This window comes from Thalassovita mangrovi (genome assembly GCF_009857745.1).
Lineage (GTDB): Bacteria > Pseudomonadota > Alphaproteobacteria > Rhodobacterales > Rhodobacteraceae > Thalassobius > Thalassobius mangrovi.
In genome coordinates, this window is record NZ_WWEN01000008.1 from 69,845 (window position 1) to 91,360 (window position 21,516).

The 21,516-nt window shown below is 63.8% G+C and carries 18 protein-coding genes; 11 read left to right on the forward strand and 7 right to left on the reverse strand.

Annotation, left to right across the window (positions count from 1 at the left end; all coding sequences use genetic code 11):
- Nucleotides 1-118 precede the first annotated feature (118 nt).
- The 3 genes from GR167_RS16325 to GR167_RS16335 all read left to right on the forward strand — a co-directional run bounded on the left by GR167_RS16325 (nt 119) and on the right by GR167_RS16335 (nt 2,483).
- Complete coding sequence (locus GR167_RS16325; RefSeq protein ID WP_160974792.1) at nt 119-937, forward strand: sugar phosphate isomerase/epimerase family protein; 819 nt, start codon at nt 119-121, stop codon at nt 935-937.
- 19 nt (nt 938-956) lie between these two features.
- The gene (locus GR167_RS16330) at nt 957-1,607 is read left to right on the forward strand and encodes an HAD family hydrolase (protein WP_160974793.1); all 651 of its coding nucleotides are present in this window, start codon (nt 957-959) and stop codon (nt 1,605-1,607) included.
- 99 nt (nt 1,608-1,706) lie between these two features.
- Nucleotides 1,707-2,483 (forward strand): MurR/RpiR family transcriptional regulator, encoded by a 777-nt coding sequence (locus tag GR167_RS16335; protein ID WP_160974794.1) that lies wholly within the window; start codon nt 1,707-1,709, stop codon nt 2,481-2,483.
- A gap of 98 nt (nt 2,484-2,581) precedes the next feature.
- Here the strand turns inward: GR167_RS16335 and GR167_RS16340 are convergent, their stop codons facing one another.
- Nucleotides 2,582-3,847: a sensor histidine kinase gene (locus GR167_RS16340; RefSeq protein ID WP_160974795.1), complete on the reverse strand. Its 1,266-nt coding sequence runs from the start codon at nt 3,845-3,847 to the stop codon at nt 2,582-2,584.
- 197 nt (nt 3,848-4,044) lie between these two features.
- Nucleotides 4,045-5,811: a methyl-accepting chemotaxis protein gene (locus GR167_RS16345; RefSeq protein ID WP_160974796.1), complete on the reverse strand. Its 1,767-nt coding sequence runs from the start codon at nt 5,809-5,811 to the stop codon at nt 4,045-4,047.
- Here GR167_RS16345 and GR167_RS16350 point away from each other — a divergent pair.
- Together GR167_RS16350 and GR167_RS16355 are read left to right on the forward strand one after the other, a co-directional pair.
- On the forward strand, nt 5,810-6,004 hold the full coding sequence (locus GR167_RS16350; RefSeq protein WP_160974797.1) for a hypothetical protein: 195 nt from the start codon (nt 5,810-5,812) through the stop codon (nt 6,002-6,004). The genes GR167_RS16345 and GR167_RS16350 overlap by 2 nt on opposite strands.
- A gap of 350 nt (nt 6,005-6,354) precedes the next feature.
- Nucleotides 6,355-7,920: a Hint domain-containing protein gene (locus tag GR167_RS16355; protein ID WP_160974798.1), complete on the forward strand. Its 1,566-nt coding sequence runs from the start codon at nt 6,355-6,357 to the stop codon at nt 7,918-7,920.
- Between the two features lie 71 nt (nt 7,921-7,991).
- Here the strand turns inward: GR167_RS16355 and GR167_RS16360 are convergent, their stop codons facing one another.
- Nucleotides 7,992-9,518: a fused MFS/spermidine synthase gene (locus tag GR167_RS16360; RefSeq protein WP_160974799.1), complete on the reverse strand. Its 1,527-nt coding sequence runs from the start codon at nt 9,516-9,518 to the stop codon at nt 7,992-7,994.
- 237 nt (nt 9,519-9,755) lie between these two features.
- Between GR167_RS16360 and GR167_RS16365 the strand changes: the two genes are divergently transcribed.
- Together GR167_RS16365 and GR167_RS16370 are read left to right on the forward strand one after the other, a co-directional pair.
- On the forward strand, nt 9,756-10,889 hold the full coding sequence (locus GR167_RS16365; protein ID WP_235915994.1) for an efflux RND transporter periplasmic adaptor subunit: 1,134 nt from the start codon (nt 9,756-9,758) through the stop codon (nt 10,887-10,889).
- Between the two features lie 23 nt (nt 10,890-10,912).
- Entirely contained in the window at nt 10,913-14,020 is a 3,108-nt protein-coding gene (locus GR167_RS16370; protein ID WP_160974801.1) for an efflux RND transporter permease subunit, read from the forward strand.
- Between the two features lie 45 nt (nt 14,021-14,065).
- On the opposite strand, the gene GR167_RS16375 is transcribed toward GR167_RS16370, so the two are convergent.
- The 4 genes from GR167_RS16375 to GR167_RS16390 form a co-directional block, all read right to left on the reverse strand.
- Nucleotides 14,066-14,932, reverse strand: coding sequence for a pyridoxamine 5'-phosphate oxidase family protein (locus GR167_RS16375; protein WP_160974802.1), 867 nt, complete (start codon nt 14,930-14,932; stop codon nt 14,066-14,068).
- A gap of 18 nt (nt 14,933-14,950) precedes the next feature.
- The gene (locus tag GR167_RS16380) at nt 14,951-15,613 is read right to left on the reverse strand and encodes a glutathione S-transferase family protein (RefSeq protein ID WP_160974803.1); all 663 of its coding nucleotides are present in this window, start codon (nt 15,611-15,613) and stop codon (nt 14,951-14,953) included.
- Between the two features lie 3 nt (nt 15,614-15,616).
- Nucleotides 15,617-16,081: a nuclear transport factor 2 family protein gene (locus tag GR167_RS16385; RefSeq protein ID WP_160974804.1), complete on the reverse strand. Its 465-nt coding sequence runs from the start codon at nt 16,079-16,081 to the stop codon at nt 15,617-15,619.
- Nucleotides 16,082-16,154: 73 nt separating this feature from the next.
- Entirely contained in the window at nt 16,155-16,709 is a 555-nt protein-coding gene (locus GR167_RS16390; RefSeq protein ID WP_160974805.1) for a carboxymuconolactone decarboxylase family protein, read from the reverse strand.
- Nucleotides 16,710-16,812: 103 nt separating this feature from the next.
- Here GR167_RS16390 and GR167_RS16395 point away from each other — a divergent pair, with 103 nt between their 5' ends.
- From GR167_RS16395 to GR167_RS16410, 4 genes are all read left to right on the forward strand, one after another.
- A complete protein-coding gene (locus GR167_RS16395) occupies nt 16,813-17,712 on the forward strand; it encodes a LysR family transcriptional regulator (RefSeq protein ID WP_160974806.1) in 900 nt (299 codons plus the stop codon).
- Between the two features lie 151 nt (nt 17,713-17,863).
- Nucleotides 17,864-19,417, forward strand: a complete 1,554-nt coding sequence (locus GR167_RS16400; protein WP_160974807.1) for an ABC transporter substrate-binding protein — start codon at nt 17,864-17,866, stop codon at nt 19,415-19,417.
- A 175-nt stretch (nt 19,418-19,592) separates the two neighbouring features.
- Entirely contained in the window at nt 19,593-20,573 is a 981-nt protein-coding gene (locus GR167_RS16405) for an ABC transporter permease (RefSeq protein WP_160974808.1), read from the forward strand.
- A complete protein-coding gene (locus tag GR167_RS16410) occupies nt 20,570-21,514 on the forward strand; it encodes an ABC transporter permease (protein ID WP_160974809.1) in 945 nt (314 codons plus the stop codon). The genes GR167_RS16405 and GR167_RS16410 overlap by 4 nt, the downstream gene beginning before the upstream one ends.
- Nucleotides 21,515-21,516 lie beyond the last annotated feature (2 nt).

Here is a 21,516-nt window from a genome sequence, read left to right on the forward strand (position 1 = left end):
GTAATCATCCTGTCATGAAAGCGCCGTAGTCAAAGGATGCCGAAGGGTCCGGCGGGCCCTTCTAACGCCATGATTTTCGTCGCTCTTTGCCGACGTTTCCTTACGAACGGAGCTTTCCATGACATCACTCCCAGTTCTCGGCGCGGCCATGCCGCTGAAGGCTCTGGAATCCCATCGTGACTGGATCATCGAGGACCAGCGCGATCTCGAATTGCAGGATTTCATCACCGCCGACGTGCTCAATGGCGACTGGATGCCGCTGGTCGAACAGGCGCGCGGATTGCTGGACGGCTATTCCGGGCGGCTTGGGATTCACGGGCCGTTCTGGGGGCTTTCGCTGGCCAACCCGGACCCCGAACTGCGGGCGCTGGTCACCCGGCGGATGGAACAGGGGCTGGCGGTCTGCGAAGCGCTTGGCGCGACCCAGATGGTCATCCACAGCCCGTATTCCACCTGGATGCATAACAACCTGGACAACCTCTCCCATGCCCGGCAGGAGGTCGTGGATCTGGTCCATGACACGCTCGACCCGGTGATCGCCCGTGCCGAAGCGGCCAATGTGACGATGGTGCTTGAGAATATCGAGGACAAGGACCCGGATGCCCGCTGCGATCTGGCCCGCAGCTTCGACAGCTCGGCGGTGAAGGTTTCGATCGACACCGGCCACGCGCATTATGCGCATGGGTCCACCGGGGCCCCGCCGGTCGATTACTATGTGCACCGGGCCGGCGATCTGTTGGAACATATCCACCTGCAGGACGCCGATGGCTTTGCCGACCGTCACTGGGCGATCGGCAAGGGCACCGTGAACTGGCCCGCCGTCTTTGCAGCGCTGGCGCAGCTGGACAGCAAGCCGCGCCTGATCATGGAGCTGCGCGACAAGGCGGGAATTCGCCCCTCCGCTGAGTATCTGCGCGGGCTGAGCCTCGCGGGCTGACACATGGGCGGCCGGGGCGATGACTGAGCTGATTTGCTTCGATTGCGATGGTGTTCTCGTCGATAGTGAACCCCTGGCCGCCCAAACCACTGCCGACTGTCTGTCCGAACATGGGATCGGGTTAACTCAGGCGGAAGCCCTGGCGCTTTTCACCGGCAAAAGCGCCGAGGCCGGGCGTCAGATCATTCGCGACACCTATGGGGTCGAACTGCCCCGGGCCTTTCATGCGCGATATGACCGGTTGCTGTTTCAGCGCTTTCAGGACCGGCTGCTGCCTGTGCCGGGCATGGCGGAAGCATTGGCGGCGCTGCGCCTGCCCAGTTGCGTCACTTCGAACAGCGGCCATGCGCGCCTGGACCTGTCGCTGCGCGTGACCGGGCTGGCCGCGCATTTCGGTCCGCGTGTGTTCAGCGCCGAGGATGTGGCCCGCGGCAAGCCAGCCCCGGATCTGTTTTTCCATGCCGCGCGCCGTCTGGGTGTTGATGTGCGGCACTGTCTTGTGATTGATGACAGCCCGTCGGGAATCGCCGGCGCGGTGGCGGCCGGCGCGCGGGCCATCGGGTTCACTGGCGGCGGCCATGCCGGACCCGACCACGCGGACCGGCTGAAGGAGGCCGGGGCGTTTTGCACGGTCCGTTCGGCGCAGGAGCTGATACCGCTCTGTACCTAGAAGGGTTGGCCGGGGAAGGGCGGGCTGGACCGTCGGGGGACGGCGCCGGTAGCATGAGACGGGGCCCGTTTGAGCGGCGGGCGGGGAGGAAGGATTACAATGTCCGACAACAACTATCCGACGCGCGATGTGCTGCGTTTGATCGAAGCCAGCCGCGATGATCTGCCCGATGCGCTGGCCCGGATCGCCGATTTCATCCTGCGCGAACCCGAGGCGGCCTTGCGCGCCTCGATGTCGGAACTGGCGGTTCTGTCGGGCAGCGGCGAGGCCAGCATCGTCCGGTTTTGCCGCAAGCTGGGATTCGAGGGGTTTTCGGCCTTCAAGATTTCCCTGGCCTCCGACATCGCCTATCGCAGCGGCGCGGAACCCCGGGAAACCGATCTTGGCACCCGGATCGCCGATGCGGTGCGGGCCACGGTGGACGGGACCACGGAAACGGAACTGCGCGAAGTGGCCCAGCGGCTGGTCGCCGCGCGCCATATCGATCTTTTCGGGGCCGGCGTGTCCGGCATGGTGGCGCAGATGTTTGCCTATCGGTTTTCCCGCGTCGGCCTTGTGGCCCGCGCCCATCGGGACGCCTTCGTCGCCGAGGAGGTTCTTGGCGGGCTCGATGACACCTCGGTCTACATGACGATTTCGGAAACCGGTCTGACCACCCTGACCGAACACATGCTGCTGGCGGCGGGTGAACGTGGCGCTTATCGCATCGCGATTTCGGGGCGGCGGATCGCCGATCTCAGCGGGCTATGCGAAAAGGTTCTGATCGCTACGCCCTTGTCGCCCTTGCCGGAACGCGGGGAAATCGCCCCTACCGTCGCCAAGGTGGTGCTGTGCGAATTGCTGACCGAACAGATCATGCGGCTTCGGCAGGGCTGAGCGGGGCCTGCATCCGATGCAGCCTGAAAACCAGGTCCTGTGAAACTCTGTGTGATCAGGCGCAAGGCGTGTAAATTCGATCCCTTGTCTGGCAAAAATCAGGCTGCATCCAGCGCAAGCCAGACGAGAGCGCCGGATGTCCGGTCGGTTTCGATCCCGACCTTTCCGCCCATCGCTTCGACATAGGCGCGGACCAGGGCCATCCCAATTCCGGCGCCCGATTGGATGCCGTTGGCAAATTCGAGACGCTCGAATGGATCGAACGCGGTGTCGGACATCCCCTTGGGGAAGCCCGGGCCGGTGTCGCAGATGCTGACTTTCACGCGATTGCCCGCTGCGGGTTCCGCCGCGAGGGCGATCTTGCCGCCCGCCGGGGTATACTTGATCGCGTTGTCCAGGAGCTGCTGAATGGCGGGAACGAGCAGGGCCGGATCGGCCTTGACCTGTGTTCCCTTAGGAATGCTCAGATCAAGCTGCAAATTCTTCGCCGATACCTGGTCCTCATATCGCCGCAAGGCCTTCGCGCATTGCTGGTCCAGGTCGACCACCGTCTGGTTCACGTTGATTTCCGACCCGGCGATCGAGGCGTAGCTCAGCATGTTTTCCACCATCTTCAGCAAATTGTCGCTCGCCCCCAGAATGGCATCCATCCGGTCCCTGACCTTGTCGCGGTCAAGCGGGCTGTCGGCCCCGGCATCTTCCCGGGTCAATTCGGAAAACCCGGTGATGGCGTTCAGCGGGGTCCGCATTTCGTGGCTCATGCTTCTGAGCAGGGCGGACTTGGCCTCGTTGGCCACCTCGGCGCGCTGCTGCGCCTGGCTCAGGCTGGCGGCATACCTTCTTGATATGACGACGAAATATGCGAATTCGAAAAGAACGACGCCGAACACGGTGACGGCGGTTCCGGGGGCAACGACATGTTTCGCCATGTCTTCCCCGACATCGAAGGGCGCCAGCAAGGCGTAGTCGGTCCACCATCCGATGAACCACAGCAGCACCGGCAACGCCACGAGCCCCCAAACAATGGGCCGCTTGCGGTTGGTCGAAAAGATCAGGAACGGCATGCCGGCCGCCGCGAGAAGGATGAAGGACATGTAGCCGGCGGGATGGACAACCAGCGAAGCGAGGAAAATCGCGGCATTCGCGGCAAGAAGCCAGGTGATCCGGGCCAGGGTGTGCCATTCATAGCGATGCAGCAGAATGCCGCCCAAGAAACCGATCGTGGCGATCCCGGCGGCGATTTCCAGCCTCGGCGCCCCCAAGCCCCACGCGATGATGAGCCACCCGACGGCAAACGGCGTCACGTAGCGAACGAGCGTCTTGGAATTGGCGATGCGCCGCTCGTGCCGGCTCAGATAAGTCATGGAAAATATTCGCTCATAATATCAATCATAACTCTGTACGCGAACCTGCGCCCTTGCAATGCAGAGCTGCGGCCCGATCCGATTGCTGAAATTTTCGCCGGGCATTTGAAGGAAAAAGGCGGCGGATACCGAAGGGCACCCGCCGCAGTCGTGGCAGGGGGCAAAATGGCCCGCCTGCTCCCAGGAATGGGGTGCGATCAGAAATCCCCGAAACCGCGCGCGTCATGGTCGCCCGACATGAACTTGGCGATCTGTTCCGACAGGCCCGCGTCGACCCCGCCGGCTTCGGTGGCATCCTTCAGCTGCTTCATCAGGGCCGCGACATTTTCATTCGCCCGCAGGCCCGATCCGCCGCCCTGCGCCGCCTGACGCAGTTTGAAACGCGCCATGATCCCCTTGATCACGTTGGTGGAGGCTTCCATCTGGTTTGCCGCCGCTGCCAGTTCTTCGGACTGGCCCGTCGTTTCGGCGCTGTTGTTGGTCAGCTCGCCAAGCGCGATGGAAATCTGGTTGATGCCGCGCGACTGCTCGTTCGAGCTTGCCGCGATGCTGCCGGTCTGCTGGTCGATCTTGTCGACATCCTGCGCGATGTTCTCAAAGGCGACCTGCGTTTCGTCGGCCAGCTTCGATCCTGCGCCGACGCGCTGCACCGCCCCTTCGATCAGGTCGGAGGTTTCCCGCGCCGCCTTGGCCGACCGGCCGGCCAGGTTCCTGACCTCCTGCGCGACCACGGCGAAGCCGCGCCCATGCGATCCCGCGCGCGCCGCCTCGACGGCGGCATTCAGTGCCAACAGGTTGGTCTGGAAGGCGATTTCGTCGATCACCTTGATGATCTTGCTGATGTCCTCCGAGGAGGTGCGGATATCGCTCATCGCGGAGACCATGTTGCGCATCTTGTCCTTGCCATCCGCGGCGATATGCGACGCGGTGCTGACAAGCTGCTGGGCTTCTTCCGTGGCTTCCGCGTTGGTCTGCACCATCGCGTTGGTTTCCTCGACCGAGGCCGAGATTTCCTCGATCGCCGCCGATTGGCTCTGGCTGTTTTCCGACAGCGACTGGGCCGAGCGGTTCAATTGGCTGATGGTCATGGTGATCTCGCCCACCTGGCCGTTGATCTCGGTCATCACCTCGTTGAGGTTGTCATAGGCCCGGCCGAAGCTTTCGACGATATCGCGATAGCTTCCCTCGAACTTGTCGGCCTGGATCGGCCGGTCGAGATCGCCCTCGATGATGGCGTTGGACATCGCCTCGATCTCGCCGATGACCTCGTTGAAGGACGCCTTGATGTCGTCGATGGCCTCGTTGACGAAGCCCCGCTCGCCCGCGAAGCGTTCCATCTCATAGGCCAGATCGCCCTTGGCGAAGGCCTTCATGCAGGCGATGATCTTGCGCTTCGTGTCGATATGGTCCTGCACCATTCTGTTGACGCCGTTGGCGACACCGGCATAGCGGCCTTCCAGTTCGGGCGTGTCGATCAGCGAACTGATATTGCCCTTGGCGTGCTCGTCGCTCATCCAGCCGACCTGTTCGATCAGCAGATCGATTTGCCGTTGGGACCGGTTGAAGGCGGTGACATCCTGCCATTCCACGTAGATGTTTTTGATCGCGCCGTCTTCGCCGAAGACCGGGGTCGCCTTGAACTTGAGAGCCTTGCCGCCGATTTCGAAACTGCCATCGTAGACGCTGGTCATCCGGGCGATGATGCCGCGCTGATGCGCCGGGTTCTTGTGGAAGAAGTCGATCGGCTTGCCCAGAACGTCATCGGCGCTGAATTGCGGCAGGTCCCTTTGGATATCGCTCTCAATGGCGGAAAACATCTCCAGAGCGGCCTTGTTCACATAGCGGATGACCAGGTCCGCATCCGCGACCATGATCGGGTTGGACAAGATGTTGATCGCGCCCGCTGCCCCTATGCCCTGCCAGTCCTCCTTGCCGGTGCCGGGGGGAAGGTCTTCTGCTTGCATGTCTGATTTACTGACCTGGACGTTCATTGCTGCGGCTCCCTTTTGGATTGTTTTTGTTGTCGGGGTCATTCGTTATTCGAGTTTCTTTCCTGCACAAATTTTGTGCCCTCACCAATTGAGGACGGCCGCCGGGCAAACGAATTTAGATAATGGAATGTTTGATTTTTGTACTGTCAGTAAAAATTTGGGCTGAAATTTTTACAAAACAAAAGCTTACTGTGAAATAAATAATATTAAAAAAGTTATAGCTTGGCGGACTTTTCAAACTGCGCGGGTCTCATGCTTTGTTTGTTCAACCTTGAAGACCATGCCCGGAGCCAGGCCATGACGCTACCGATGGATGCCGCCTGGACATCACTTGTAGCGCAGGGTTGTCGCCGCCGCGGCAGAATGGCGAAAGGTCCCCATTTTTCCAAAAAGCGCCTCTAAAATGTTTCTTTTGTGCGCCGTTCTACAGGGGGTACAGGATCAGTCCATCCGCTGGTCCCAATGAAAAAATCTTGCCCAGGAACAATATTAACCCTTTGTTCAAAGGACCTTAATATGGGCACAATATCTGAAGTTAATAACGTTTTTGCCTATGATGGCAGTATAGCGTCGCTCTATGCCGGCGGCCTTGTTTCCGCCTCGCTGCTCAATTTCGGCAGCGGCCCCCAAAGCGGCACGTTCGAAGACAATAACGGTCAGCTCAGCGCCGAGGACGGCGGCAGCGCGACCTTCACCTTCGACGGCGGCGCGGCGCAGACGATCGAATATCTCGGATCGGGATCGGTTTCGACGATCACCTTGCTGGGCATCCCCCTTGATGAACGCCCGGTCGCCATGTTTTCGATCGACGGTCAGATTTACATGTATGCCCCTGACGGGTTGCCTTTGCTGTCCGGGGTGTCAATCAGCTTCAACATCGACGCGAACGCCGCCTATGACCTTCCCGGCGCTCCGGACGGTATCGTGCACGGTTTGGATTCCGGGGAAACGATGGGGGTCGGCTACAGCGACGTCCAGGGCGACCAGATCACCGAGGGCGAAGATACCATTCTCGGCTTCGGTGGCGACGACAGCATCGACGGCGGCGGCGGTAATGACCGTATCGAGGGCGGCATCGGCGACGACCTGATCCAAGGCGGCAGCGGTGACGACACTCTGATCGGCGGAGCCGGCACCGATACCCTGATCGGCGACGACGGCGCCGACGTGTTCGTGGCCGACGGTACGGCCGATTTCATCCTCGATTTCGACGCGACCAAGGGGATCGGCGATGGCGATAGCAGCAATAACGACCTTGTCGACCTGTCCGATTTCTACAACGACATAACGCTTGCCGACTGGAACGAGGCCAATCCCGACCAGCAATACGACAATGCCCTGCAATGGCTGCGCGCGGATCAGGAGGATGACGGAATTCTGCAAAATGCCGGCGGGCTGCGGATCAAAGCGGGTGGCGATCCGGTCAGCGGCGATCTGCTGAACGCAGAAAATACGCTGGTCCTGTGCTTCGTGACCGGCACCCGGATCACGACGAACAAGGGACTGGTGGATGTCGAGGAGCTTCGGCCCGGCGACAAGGTGCTGACGATGGATCACGGCTACCAGCCGATCCGCTGGATCGGCAAGAGGAAGCTGTCGGCGCATGCGCTGCATCGGAACGAAAAATTCCGCCCGGTGCGCATTCCGGCGGGCAGTATCGGGGCGGGCTTGCCGGAAAGCGATCTCTACCTGACGCGGCAGCACCGGATTCTTGTCCGCTCCAAGGTCGCCGAGCGGATGTTCTGCCATCGCGAGGTTCTGGTCCCGGCAAGGAAGCTGAAGCTGATGGGGACGGCCGAGACCTATGCCGCGCCCTGCGGGTTGAAATACTGGCATATCCTGTTCGATCAGCATGAGATCATCTATGCCAATGGAATGCCGGCGGAATCCCTGCATACGGGACCTGAATCGCTGAAAGCGGTTCCGCCCGAAACGGTCGAGGAATTGCGATCGCTGTTTCCCAAGCTGTTCTCGGCTGACGGCCCGGCTGTGCTCTGTCGTCCCGATGTTCGTGGCAAACGCGGGCGTCATATGATCCGTCGGATCGAAAAGAACGAAAAACCCGTGCTGGAAGAGTTGTGAGGTTTGCCGTCGGCTGAAGGGATCGGCATTTCCACGCGATTGGACCGCTACGTGGAAACCTTCTGGCGGGTCTAGTTGAGCACCGGATCGAAGCCCATCAGATAGCTGAGGGGGGCGAAATCGTCGGTCAGCACGCGGGGGGCTTTGCGGGCGATGATGTCATCGACGAACGCCGTCCCCAGGGGTTGGAACCGCATAGGGTCCGGTGAACGCGTCGTGACCGCCGATACCGGGCTGTCGCTGGCGCCTGACAGCAGCACGAAGACACGGCGTTCGCCCGGTTCCGGCGGGCGCGCCTCGGTCCAGACCTCGACGCTGGAAAAGACGGTGAGCAGAGTCACCACCATCGCCGCCAGCGCCTCCAGCCGGTCGACGCTGTCGAGCAGGTTCATGGCGAACACGCCCTCAGGGGCCAGGCGGTCGGATACCAGTTGGAAAAATTCCTGCGTCACCAGGTGTTCGGGCACGGCGATATCGGTGAAGGCGTCGCCGACGATCACGTCGTAACGGGTGTTGCTGTCGCGCAGTGCAGTGCGGGCGTCCTGGTGCAGGATCGCTGTCTGGTCCGGGGTGAACCAGAAATTTCGCATCGCCGTTTCGGTGACCTCGGGGTCGATTTCGGCGACGGTGATGCCGGTGATGCCGCGATCCTGCCAGGCGCGCGGCACCGAATAGGACCCGCCGCCGATATGGAACGAGGTGAAATCGCGCCCGCCCATCCGCATCCGCGGCAGGGCGTCGAGCATCGCGGCGTGGTTGGTGAACATCACCCGCGGTTCGCGGCCGCCGCTGATCCCATGCGCCAGATGATCCACCACCATCAGATGCACCGGGTCGAGCGGGTCATCGGACAGGGAAACGGTGCGGATGCAGTAATAACTGCTTTCCCGGTCGCAGACGGGGGGCAGGGCGAAGGCCTGCGCGCCGACGGCCAGCAGGGCGATCACACCGATGCCGCCCGCCAGTGCCTCCACCCGCCGGGCCCGGCCCAGCCAGAAACACAGGAAGGCCGCCGCCACATAGACCCCGGCCACCACCAGCAGCGTCGCGATCGAGCCCAGCAGCGGCACGAAAACGAACCCGGCCAGCAAGGTGCCCGCGATCGCGCCCACTGCGCCGGTGGCGAACATCACCCCCAGGGCATGTTCGGATTTGTCCCGCCCGCGCATCGCGGCCACGGTCAGGATCGGGGCGGGCACCCCCGCGAACAGCGAGGGCAGGAAGAAGGCCAGCATGGTGATCGCGGTGATCGCGGCCAGCGGATGCGGGATCGCCTGCAGGACCGGCCCGGCCAGGCCGCGCAGCAGCAGGCTTGCCCCCGCGGTGGAGATCGCCGCGGCGATCATGGTCCAGCCCGCGTGGCGCAAGGCGCGCCCGGTGTCCAGGCTGCCGACCCGTCCGCCCCACCAATGCCCGACCGAAAACCCCGCCAGAACGACGGCGATGATCGCGGTCCAGGTATAAAGGCTCATCCCGACATAGGGGGCGATCATCCGTCCCGCGACGATTTCGACAACCAGGCTCGAGGCGGAAACACCTCCCTGAAGGAAAACCAGAATCCAAAGCGGTGTCGGGCGGGGCAAATCGGGTTTTGTCATGGTGACGCCATTTTGCCGGGAGTTCGAAAACGGTCAAGCGGGGACACGATTGCATCCGTGGTTGACGCTTTCCTCCGCGGGCCTAGTTTCACCCCGGGCGTCTTGCCCATTCGCTGAGCGCCGGGTCCGTCGCTGCGGGGTGTATCCCCTTACGTGGCTTTACAAAACGAGGCTGTGCCGTTAGGCGAACCCCATATATCCTTTGCCACTATGGCGCCCCAGACCGGAGCCTCCTTGATGCGCATTCTCAGCAAACCGTTGTTTTCTCTTGTCGCGGCGATCGTCCTGTTCGGGGTGCCGGCGACGCTTTCCGCCCAGCAGGCGCGGCCTGCGCCGACCGTCACCGTGGTGACGCTGGAACCCCAGGACGTGACGCTGACCGTGCGCCTGCCGGGGCGGGTGGCCGCGTCGCGCATCGCCGAGGTGCGCCCGCAGGTGAGCGGCATCATCACCAAGCAGCTGTTCGAGGAAGGCAAGTCGGTCAAGGCGGGCGATGCCCTTTATGAGATCGACCCGGCCAGTTACGAGGTCAGGATGGCCGCGGCCGAGGCGTCGCTGGCCCAGGCGAAAGCGTCCCTGGCTGCGGCCGAACGGGATGCGAAACGGCAAGAAGAGCTGCGCCAGCGCAATGTCAGCCCGCAGCAGGCGCTGGACGATGCCCTGGCTCAGAAAGACGTGGCATCGGCGGCGGTGAAGGTTGCCGAAGCCAACGTGCTGGCGGCCAAGATCGACCTTGAACGCACCACGATCACCGCGCCGATTTCCGGCGTGACGGGGCTGAGCGAGGTGTCCGAGGGCGCGCTGGTCACCTCGGGGCAGGCGACGCCGCTGACGGTGATCCGCAGGCTCGACCCGATCTATGTGGATGTGACCCAATCGGCCACCGAGGTCCTGCGCTGGCGCCGGGCGGGCGAGGAAATCGGCAGCGCCGGGCAGGTGGTCACGCTGCGGCTGGCCGACGGTACCGTGTTCGAACAAGCCGGGGCGCTGGCGGCGGCGGAACCCCATGTCGACGAACAGACCGGCACGATCCTGCTGCGGCTGCAATTCCCCAATCCCGACAGCTTCCTGCTGCCCGGGATGTATGTGCAGGTGGAAATGCCCGAAGGCCATATCCCCGGCGCGCTTCTGGTGCCGCAGGAAGGCGTCACCCGCGACCGGCGCGGACGCCCGACCGCGATGATCGTCAATGCCGAAGGCACGGTGGAATCGCGCGAACTGGAAATCCAGCGCGATCAGGGGGCGTTCTGGGTGGTGACCAGCGGATTGTCCGCCGGTGACCGGGTGATTGTCGAGGGGCTGCAGAAGGTCGCCCCCGGTGCCCCGGCGCAGGCCGAGGAACGCGCGGCCCGTCCCGCCGCGTCCAACTGACCGGCAGGCGGGAGCAGAACAGCATGGCACGTTTCTTCATTGACAGGCCCGTCTTCGCATGGGTGATTTCCATCCTGATCATGGGGGTGGGCGCGCTGTCCATGCTCAACCTTCCGGTGGCGCAATACCCCGAAATCGCGCCGCCCACGGTGCGGGTGAGCGCGACCTATCCCGGCGCGTCGGCCGAAACGGTGGCCAATACGGTCACCCAGCTGGTCGAACAGCAGATGACCGGCATCGACGGGATGCGATATATGTCGTCGAGTTCCTCGTCGGACGGGCAGGCGTCGATCTCCCTGACTTTCGAAAGCGGCACCGACGCGGATGTGGCGCAGGTGCAGGTCCAGAACAAGGTCGCCCAGGTCACCAACATGCTGCCCGAAGCGGTGCAGCGGCAAGGGGTCCGGGTGCAGAAATCCTCGTCCTCCTTCTTCATGGTGATCGCGTTGACCTCGGATGACGGGCGGTTGGAACAGACCGACCTGGCCGATTACATGTCCAGCACCCTGGTCGACGAATTCAGCCGGATCGAAGGGGTCGGCGGCGTTCAGGTCTTCGGCGATCAATACGCGATGCGCATCTGGCTCGACCCGTCGAAACTGGCGGCGTTCCAGCTGGCCCCCACGGATGTCGTTTCGGCGGTCGCGGCGCAGAACGCGCAAATCTCGGCGGGGTCCTTCGGGGCGCTGCCGGCGGTGCAGGGCCAGCAGCTGAACGCCACGATTACCGCCCAGTCGCTGCTGTCCACGCCCGAGGATTTTCGCAAGATCGTCGTGCGCTCGGCCACCGATGGCGGGCTGGTCCTGCTGCAGGACGTGGCGCGGGTCGAAGTGGGCGCGGAAAGCTATGGCCGGATCGCGCGCTTCAACGGCAAGCCCGCGGCGGGCATGGCGCTGCAGCTGGCGGGGAACGCCAACGCGCTCGATACGGCGGAAAAGGTGAAGCAACGGATCGAGGAATTCTCGGCCTTCTTCCCGCAGGGCGTGTCCTATCAGATTCCCTATGACACCACGCCGTTCATTTCGATTTCGATCCACGAGGTGCAGAAAACCCTGTTCGAGGCGATCGGACTGGTGTTCCTGGTGATGCTGCTGTTCCTGCAGAACTTCCGCGCCACGCTGATCCCGACGCTGGCGGTGCCGGTGGTGATCCTGGGCACCTTCGCGATCCTCGCGGCGGCGGGGTTCACCATCAACACGCTGACCATGCTGGCGATGGTGCTGGCCATCGGTCTGCTGGTGGACGACGCCATCGTGGTGGTGGAAAACGTCGAACGGATCATGGAGGAAGAGGGCCTGTCCCCGCGTGAGGCGACGCGCAAATCGATGGGCCAGATCACCGGCGCGCTGATCGGCATCGCCATGGTGCTGTCGGCGGTCTTCGTGCCGATGGCCTTCTTCGGCGGGTCGACCGGCGTGATCTACCGGCAGTTTTCGATCACCATCGTGTCGGCCATGGCGCTGTCGGTGCTGGTGGCGTTGACGCTGACCCCGGCGCTTTGCGCCACGCTGCTGAAACCGAACACCGGCCACGGGCGCGGCCTGGGCGGGCTGTTCAACCGCGGCTTCGGCGGGCTGACCAAGGGCTATGGCGCGACGGTCGGTTACATCATCCGCCGTCCGCTGCGCATTCTGGTGATCTATGCCGCCCTGGGCTGGGGCGTGGTGTGGCTGTTCCAGAACACGCCGACCGGGTTCCTGCCGGCCGAGGACCAGGGCACCCTGATCGCGCTGATCCAGGGGCCGACCGGGTCCACGGCGGAACGCACGCTGGAAACGGTGAAGAAGGTCGAAAACCATTTCCTGGAAACCGAGAAGGACAACGTCCAGGCGATGTTCGGGGTGGTCGGCTTTTCCTTCGCGGGGCGGGGGCAGAATGTCGGCCTTGCCTTCGTGCGACTGAAGGACTGGAGCGAACGCACCCGCCCGGACCAGTCGGTGCAGGCGGTCGCGGGGCGGGCCTATGGCGCCCTGGGGGCGATCCGCGACGCGCGGGTGTTCCCGATCGTGCCGCCGCCGGTGCCGCGGCTGGGCAACGTGTCGGGCTTCGATTTCTACCTGCAGGCCCAGGGCGGGCAGACGCATGAGCAGCTTCTGGCGGCGCGCAACCAGCTGCTGGGCATGGCGGCGCAAAGCCCGCTGATCGCCTCGGCCCGGCCTTCGGGGCTTGAGGATGCGGCGCAATTCGCCATCGACATCGACTGGCGCGCGGCGGGCGCGATGGGCGTTTCCCCGACCGAGGTGGGCAATCTGCTGTCCATCGTCTGGGCGGGGCGCTACGTGAACGATTTCAACGACAACGGCCGGATCAAGCGCGTCTACGTGCAGGGCGAGGCCGAGGCCCGCGCGGTGCCCTCGGACCTGTCGAAATGGCGGGTGCGCAATGCCTCCGGCGGGCTGGTGCCGTTTTCGAACTTCGCGACGACGCGCTGGCAGTTCGGGCCGCAGGGGCTGATCCGCTACAACGGCGTGCCCTCGATGCAGATCCAGGGCAGCCCCGCCGCCGGCGTGTCCTCGGGCGAGGCGATGGCCGAGATCGAACGCCTGGCGGCGCAGCTGCCGACCGGCTATTCGGTCGCCTGGACCGGGCTGTCGCTGGAAGAACGCCAATCGGGCGGGCAGGCGCCGATGCTCTATGCCATGTCGCTGGCGGCGATCTTCCTGTGCCTCGCGGCGCTCTATGAAAGCTGGGCGATCCCGTTCTCGGTGATCCTGGCGATGCCGATCGGCGTGTTGGGGACGCTGGGCGCGGCCTATTTCTGGGGCTTCGAAAACGGCGTCTTCTTCCAGGTCGGGCTGCTGACCGTGATCGGCCTGACCGGCAAGAACGCGATCCTGATCGTAGAATTCGCCCGCGACCGCTACCGCTCCGGCGACCCGCTGTTCGACGCGATCAAGACGGCGGCGCTGCAGCGTTTCCGGCCGATCATCATGACCTCGATGGCGTTTTCGCTGGGCGTGCTGCCGCTGGTGCTGTCCACCGGCGCCGGGTCCGGCGGGCGGCAATCGGTCGGCACCGGCGTTCTGGGTGGCACCATCACAGGCACCTTGCTGGGTATCCTGATCGTGCCGCTGTTCTTCGCCCTGATCATGAGGATCTTTTCGCGCCGCGAGAAGTCCGTCCAGGATTGAGCCGACCGGGGCCGGGTAACCGGCCCCGGCCTTGCGGCGCGGTTTTCATCCGGGCTGCGCGGTGGGGATATGCCAGATGTCCTCGGGTTGGATGTCGATGACGCGTTCGGCGCCTTCGAAGGCCGCCGCGCGCTCGGGCGACCAGTCGATCCGGGCTGTCCCGGTCAGCATGACGGCCTCGCCACTGTCGAAATCCGGGATGAACAGCCCGGCGCGGCCATTGATTTCGATATTGCCGAGCGTGTTGAAATACCCGTTGCCGGAATAATCCGGAAAGGAAAGCGACCCGTCCCAGTTCAGCCGCAACACCCCGGGCCTGCCGCCGCGATGGGACATATCCGCCCCGTCCTTGGCATAGGTGGCAATGAAGAACGTGTCGGCGGCGGATATGATCCGGCGCGCCACGGCATCGCCTATTGCGACTCGGTGGGCTTGTGCGGGCTGCTGCAGTGCTGCAGGCAGGCCGGTGTCGCGCACCCGGATATATTGCGGGCAATTGCCGTAGCTTTGTTCGACGGCGATGGACAGAACGCCATCGGGCGCGGCGGCGATGGCGCCGTTCATGCGGTTGCGCCGCCTTGTCGCGAAATCCAGCCCCAGAACCGCCGCCTTGGCGCCCGGCCGCAGGTCCAGGTCAAGCGGTTCGGCCAGAACCGGGCGGGTGACGGCCGACAGCATGGCGACCGTGGCATGTGCGCCGGTGGGCAACGGGCAGGCCGTCGCCCAAGGTCGCCCCTGCCGGTCCAGCAGGCCGACAAACAGCACCGGCAGGCTTTCGAAGAAGACCTGATGCTGCACGGGCATCGCCGCCCGGATCGCCCGGGCGGCGCGTTGGCGCCATATTTCGGGGACACCGGCGCGGGTCTGCACCGCGCGTTCACCGGCGTGAAAAACGTGATCGGGCCGGGTCATAGGGGCAGCCTTTCCTTCTCAGATGTCGCTGGGAATGGGCGAACGGGCCATGGCCACGAAACCCGCCAGCGCCTCGATCCGGTCCAGCCATGCGTGAATGGCCGGGTAGGCTTCGAGGCTGACGCCGCCCTCGGGCGCGTGGGCGATGTAGCTGTAGGCCGCGATATCGGCGATGGTGACCTCGGACCCGGCCAGGAAGGGGCGGGTTTGCAGCAGCGGGTCGATCACCGCGAACAGGCAATGCGCCTTGGCCCGGGCGGCGTCACGATCCACCGGCGCGCCGAACAGCGTTGCCAGCCGCGCGGTTGCCGGGCCGCTGGCGATCTGACCCGCCGCGACCGACAGCCAGCGTTGCACCTCGGCGGCGGCTTCGGGCGTCTCGGGCAGCCAGTCATGGCCGTCGGGGTATTTGCGCACCAGATAGGTGAGGATCGCGTTGGAATCCGACAGGGTGGTGCCGTTGTCGTCGATGGCGGGCACCTGGCCGAAGGGGCTGATCTTCAGGTATTCGGGCGCCTTGTGGGCGCCACCCGCCATGTCCATATCGACGGGTTCATAAGGCACGCCCAGCAGCGACATCATCAGCTGCACCCGGTGGCAATGGCCCGACTTGGGATTGCGGTAGAGCTTGACCGGCGCGGCACCGGCGGGGAAATGCGGGTTCACGGAGCTGTCCTTCATCGATCACAGCCCCAGATCGGACAGGCCCGGGTGATCGTCGGGGCGGCGGCCCAGCGGCCAGTGGAACTTGCGCTCGTCCTCGCGGATCGGGCGTTCGTTGATGCTGGCATGACGGTGCGCCATCAGCCCGTCCTCGGCGAATTCCCAGTTCTCGTTGCCATAGGCGCGGAACCACTGCCCGCTGTCGTCGCGGTATTCATAGGCATAGCGCACGGCGATGCGGTTGCCGGTGAAGGCCCACAGTTCCTTGATCAGCCGATACTCCATCTCGCGGGTCCATTTGCGGGTCAGGAAGGATTCGATCTCTGCCCGGCCGACCGGGAATTCGGCGCGGTTGCGCCAGCGGCTGTCGGTCGTATAGGCCAGCGCCACCTTGGCCGGGTCGCGGGAATTCCAGCCGTCTTCGGCCAGACGGATCTTTTCCTTGGCGCTGTCTTCGGTGAACGGGGGAAGCGGAGGGCGGCTCATCGGCGCATCCTTTCGGGTTGGGACAGGGGAAAGTGCGCGGCCGGGGGGACAGGGTCCGGCCGCGCTGCCAGGGTCAGGCCGCCAGTTCGGCGGCGTCGACCGCGGGGAAATCGATTTCGGTCTGGGCCAGTTCGTTGAGGTAGTTGGTCCAGATGTTCAGCGCGACATGCTGCACGATCTCGATGATCTGGCCGTCGTCATAGCCTGCATCGCGCACCGCGCGCAGGTCCTCGCCATCGACCCGGCCCCGCGCGTTGGTCACCTTGACGGCAAAACGCACGGCGGCATCTGCCTTGGCGTCGTTCGAACGCCCGGCGCGGTTGGCGTCGATTTCGGCATCGTCGAGCTTGGCCAGGTTCTTGCCCAGATAGGTATGGGCCGACAGGCAGTAGTTGCAGCCGTTGATCTGCGCCACGGCTAGTGCCACGCGTTCACGGGTGGCGGCGGGCAGGCGGCCCTTGCCAAGCGCGCCGAACAGGCCAAGGTAGCCCTCCAGCGCGGTCGGGCTGACACCGGCGAGGCGGAACAGGTTGGGGACCGAACCCAGCTGTTGTTCGACGGCTTGCAGCAGCGGCTGCGACGCCTCGGGCGCGGTGGCGATGCTGTCGGGATAGGTGATGCGGGACATGGGAAAGCTCCTCTGCTTGCTGTGTGAGAAGGAGTTAAGGCTTTCCAATATGCGGCAGTAGGTCGTATATTTGAGATGGAAGTTTCCAAAAATTGGAAAGCACATGACCGACCGGTTTGAAACCATGTCCATCTTCGTGCGCGTCGTGGAGGAAGGCAGCCTCAGTGCCGGGGCGCGCGCATTGGGGATGCCGATCGCCACCGTCAGCCGCCGGATTTCCGAGCTGGAGGACAAGCTGGGCGCGGAACTGCTGCTGCGTTCGCCCCGGGGGCTGACGCTGACCGATACCGGCCAGACCTATGTCGCCGCCTGCCGCAGGATTCTTGAGGAGGTGGCGGAGGCCGAACGCAACGCATCGGGCGAATTCACCGCGCCGCGCGGGGTGCTGACGATGACCGCGCCCATCGTCTTTGGCCGCTTGCACGTGCTGCCCGCGGTAACCGCCTTCCTGCGCGCCTTCCCGGATGTCGACGTGCGGCTGGAACTGACCGACCGCCCGGTGAACCTGCACGAAGAACATCTCGACCTGGCGGTGCGCATCGGGCCGCTGGCCGACAGCATGTTCATCGCCCGCAGGGTGGGCGAGGTGCGTCGCATCGTCTGCGCCAGCCCCGGCTACCTAGACCAACGGGGCAGGCCGGAAACGCCCGGCGACCTGGCGGGGCTGGACGGCATCAGCTTCCGCGGCCTGACATCGCCGCAGGACTGGCGGTTCGGATCGGGGCGGCAGGAAAGAACCGTGCCGGTGCATTCGCGGCTGGTCGTGAACACCGCCGAGGCGGCGATTGATGCCGCCGTCGATGGGCTGGGATTCACCCGCGTCCTGTCCTACCAAGCCGCCGCCGAGATCCGGACGGGGCGGCTGGAGGTCCTGCTGCAGGATTTCGAACCCGAGCCCTGGCCGGTGCACCTGATGTATGAGCCGCGCGCCCTGATCCCGCAGAAACTGCGCGCCTTCCTCGACTTTGCGGCGCCGAGGATCGCGGCGGGCATGGCGTCCTGACCGGGCGCTGGCGGCGCGGGCGAACGATGCAAAGTTGACCTTGCGGCACTGTAACGGCAATGCAAAGCACGCATACTCTATCCATTATTGGCATTAGCAAAGCCGCGGCCGAGCCAATAGAAAATTATGCTATCCAAATGGGAGACTATGCATGAAGATTATTACTCGCCTGGCCGCAGCCGGCGCCGTCGGCATGATGCTCGCCGGTGCAGCCTCGGCCCAGACCGTCAAGGTCGCCTATGACGCCGACCCGGTTTCGCTCGATCCGCATGAGCAACTTTCCGGCGGCACGCTGCAATTCTCGCACATGGCCTTCGATCCGCTGATCCGCTGGACCAAGGACCTGGGCTTCGAACCGCGCCTGGCGGAAAGCTGGGAACAGATCGACGACACCACCACCCGTTTCCACCTGCGCGAGAACGTCAAGTTCCACAGCGGTAACGGGCTGACCGCGAAGGACGTCGACTGGACCTTCGATCGCCTGAAGCAAAGCCCCGATTTCAAGGGCATCTTCGCGCCGTTCACCGATGTCGAAGTGGTCGACGATTACACCTTCGACCTGAAGACTTCGACGGCCTATCCGCTGGTGCTGCACAGCGCGACCTACATCTTCCCGATGGACAGCGCCTTCTACACCGGCACCACCGAAGACGGCAAAGACAAGGCCGAGCTGGTCAAGCACGGCGACAGCTTCGCGTCGCGCAACGTGTCGGGTACCGGCCCGTTCGTCGTCACCGAACGCGAACAGGGCGTGAAGATGGTCTTCAAGCGCTTCGCCGATTACTGGGACACCAAGAGCCCGGGCAACGTGCAGGAAATCATCCTGACCCCGATCAAGGAAGACCCGACCCGCGTCGCGGCCCTGCTGTCGGGTGACGTCGATTTCATCGCACCGGTGCCGCCGACCGACCTGGCGCGCATCGACGCTGACGACAGCACCGACCTGATCACCATGGCGGGCACCCGGGTCATCACCTTCCAGATGAACCAGGACCGCGTCGAAGCCTTCAAGGACGCCCGCGTGCGTCAGGCGATCGATTACGCCGTCAACAACGCCGGCATCGTCGACCGCATCATGCGTGGCTTCGGCACCGTCGCCGCTCAGGCCAGCCCGGCGGGCTACCTGGGTCACAACCCGGCCCTGGCACCGCGCTACGACCTGGAAAAAGCCAAGGCGCTGATGGCCGAAGCAGGCTATGCCGACGGGTTCTCGATCACCATGATGGCGCCGAACAACCGCTATGTGAATGACGACAAGATCGCCCAGGCGGTTGCCTCGATGCTGTCGAAGATCAACATCACCGTCGATCTGCAGACCATGCCCAAGGCACAGTACTGGCCCGCGTTCGACGAGCGCGCCGCCGACATGATGATGATCGGCTGGCACGCGGATACCGAGGATTCGGCGAACTTCCACCAGTTCCTGACCGCTTGCCCGAACTCCGAAAACGGCAACGGCCAGTACAACTCGGGCAACTACTGCAACCCGAAGGCCGACGCGCTGATGGATGCTTCGAACACCGAAGTCGACCCGGAAGCCCGCGCCAAGCTGCTGCAGGAGCTGGAAACCATCGTCTATGACGAAGCCGGTTTCATCCCGCTGCACTTCCAGAACCTGGCCTGGGGCGCCCGCAAAGGTGTCCACGCCGAGGCGATCGTGAACGCGATGAACTTCCCCTATCTGGGTGACCTCGTCGTCGAGTAAGCTGGAACGGTCCTTGCGGACCTGACAGATACTGCCAAGAACCTGGGACCGGGGGGTATTCCCCCCGGTTTCCATTACCGAAGGGTCACTTTTTAATGCGCTGACAGATCAGGGACGTGGCAGGATGGCCATGCCCAAGCGCATCAACAAGTGACAAGAATAACAAGGTAGATAAATGCTAGCCTATCTCGTGAAACGGGTGTTTCAGGCCATAGCGGTGATGTTCGCTATTTCGCTGATCAGCTTTGCGATCCAGGACAATCTGGGCGATCCTTTGCGCGAACTCGTCGGCCAATCGGTGTCCGAAGAGGTCCGTCAGCAGCTGCGGGACGAACTGGGGCTGAATGACAGTTTCCTGCAACAATACCTGCGCTTCGTCGGCAATGCGCTGCAGGGGGACCTGGGGACGTCGTACTTCTTCAAGGAACCGGCGCTGGACGTGATCCTGAAGAAACTGCCGGCGACGCTGGAACTGGTCTTCGCCGCGACGCTGATCATCATCGGGCTGTCGGTGCCGCTGGGCGTCTACACCGCGATCAAGCCCAACAACATCCTGTCGCGGACCATCATGGGCCTGTCGATCGTGGGGATTTCGATCCCGGTCTTCCTGACTGCGATCCTGATGATCTTCATCTTCGCGGTCGGACTGCGCTGGCTGCCGAGCTACGGGCGCGGTGAAATCGTGCCGGTCTGGGGCAGCTGGGAAACCAATTTCGCCACCGTCGACGGCTGGCTGCATATCCTGCTGCCCGCTGTCGCGCTGGCCTCGATCATGCTGCCGCTCTTCGTGCGGCTGATCCGCGCCGAGATGATGGAAGTGCTGCAAAGCGAATACGTCAAATACGCCCGTGCCAAGGGCATCAGCCCGCGCCGCATCTACTTCGTGCACGCGCTCAAGAACACGCTGCTGCCGGTGATCACCGTGGGCGGCGTGCAGATCGGCACCATGGTGGCCTACACGATCCTGACCGAAACCGTGTTCCAGTGGCCCGGCATGGGCTTCATGTTCCTTGAGGCGGTGAACCGCGTCGATACCCCGCTGATCGTGGCCTACCTGATCGTCGTCGGCTTCATCTTCGTGGTCACCAACACGATCGTCGACCTGATCTACGGGCTGGTGAACCCGACCGTGAACATTGCGAGGATGGGCGCATGACCGATATCAACGCAACCCGCGAACCCGGCCGCCTGGGCCGTGTCTGGAATTCGAACTTCGTCTACAGTTTCCGCAAGAACCCCGTCGCGGTGGTGTCGATGGCGATCTTCCTGCTGATCGCCGCCGCCGCGCTGCTGGCGCCCTGGCTGGCGCCGGTCGATCCCTACGACCCGAGCCTGTTCGACATCATGGATTCCGAACTGCCCCCGGTCTGGAGCGATTCCGGCGACAGCCGCTTCCTGTTCGGCACCGACGACCAGGGCCGCGACCTGTGGAGCGCGATCCTCTACGGCACCCGGCTGTCGCTGATCATCGGGCTTTGCGCGGTGGCGCTGCAGGCGCTGCTGGGCATCTCCATCGGGCTGATCGCCGGCTATGTCGGCGGGCGCACCGACAGTTTGCTGATGCGGCTGGCCGATATCCAGCTGTCGTTTTCGACCCTGATGGTCGCGATCATCTTCCTGGCCGTGACCCAGGCGATGTTCGGATCCGAGACATTCAACCAATACGCGGTCTTCATGCTGATCGCGGTGATCGGGGTGGCGGAATGGCCGCAATATGCCCGCACCGTGCGCGCCACGGTTCTGGCCGAGAAGAAGAAGGAATATGTCGACAGCGCCCGGGTGCTGGGCTTCGGCCCGCTGCGCATCATGGTGCGGCACATCCTGCCCAATTCGCTGTCGCCGATCTTCGTGATCTCGACCGTGCAGGTCGCCAACGCGATCATTTCCGAGGCCTCGCTGAGCTTCCTCGGCCTTGGCATGCCGCCGAGCCAGCCGTCGCTGGGATCGCTGATCTCGTCGGGGTTCGACTACATCTTTTCCGGCAGCTGGTGGATCACCGCCATTCCCGGTGTCGTGCTGGTCGTGCTGGTGCTGGTGATCAACCTGCTGGGCGACTGGATGCGCGACGTCCTGAACCCGAAACTTTACAAAGGGTAAGC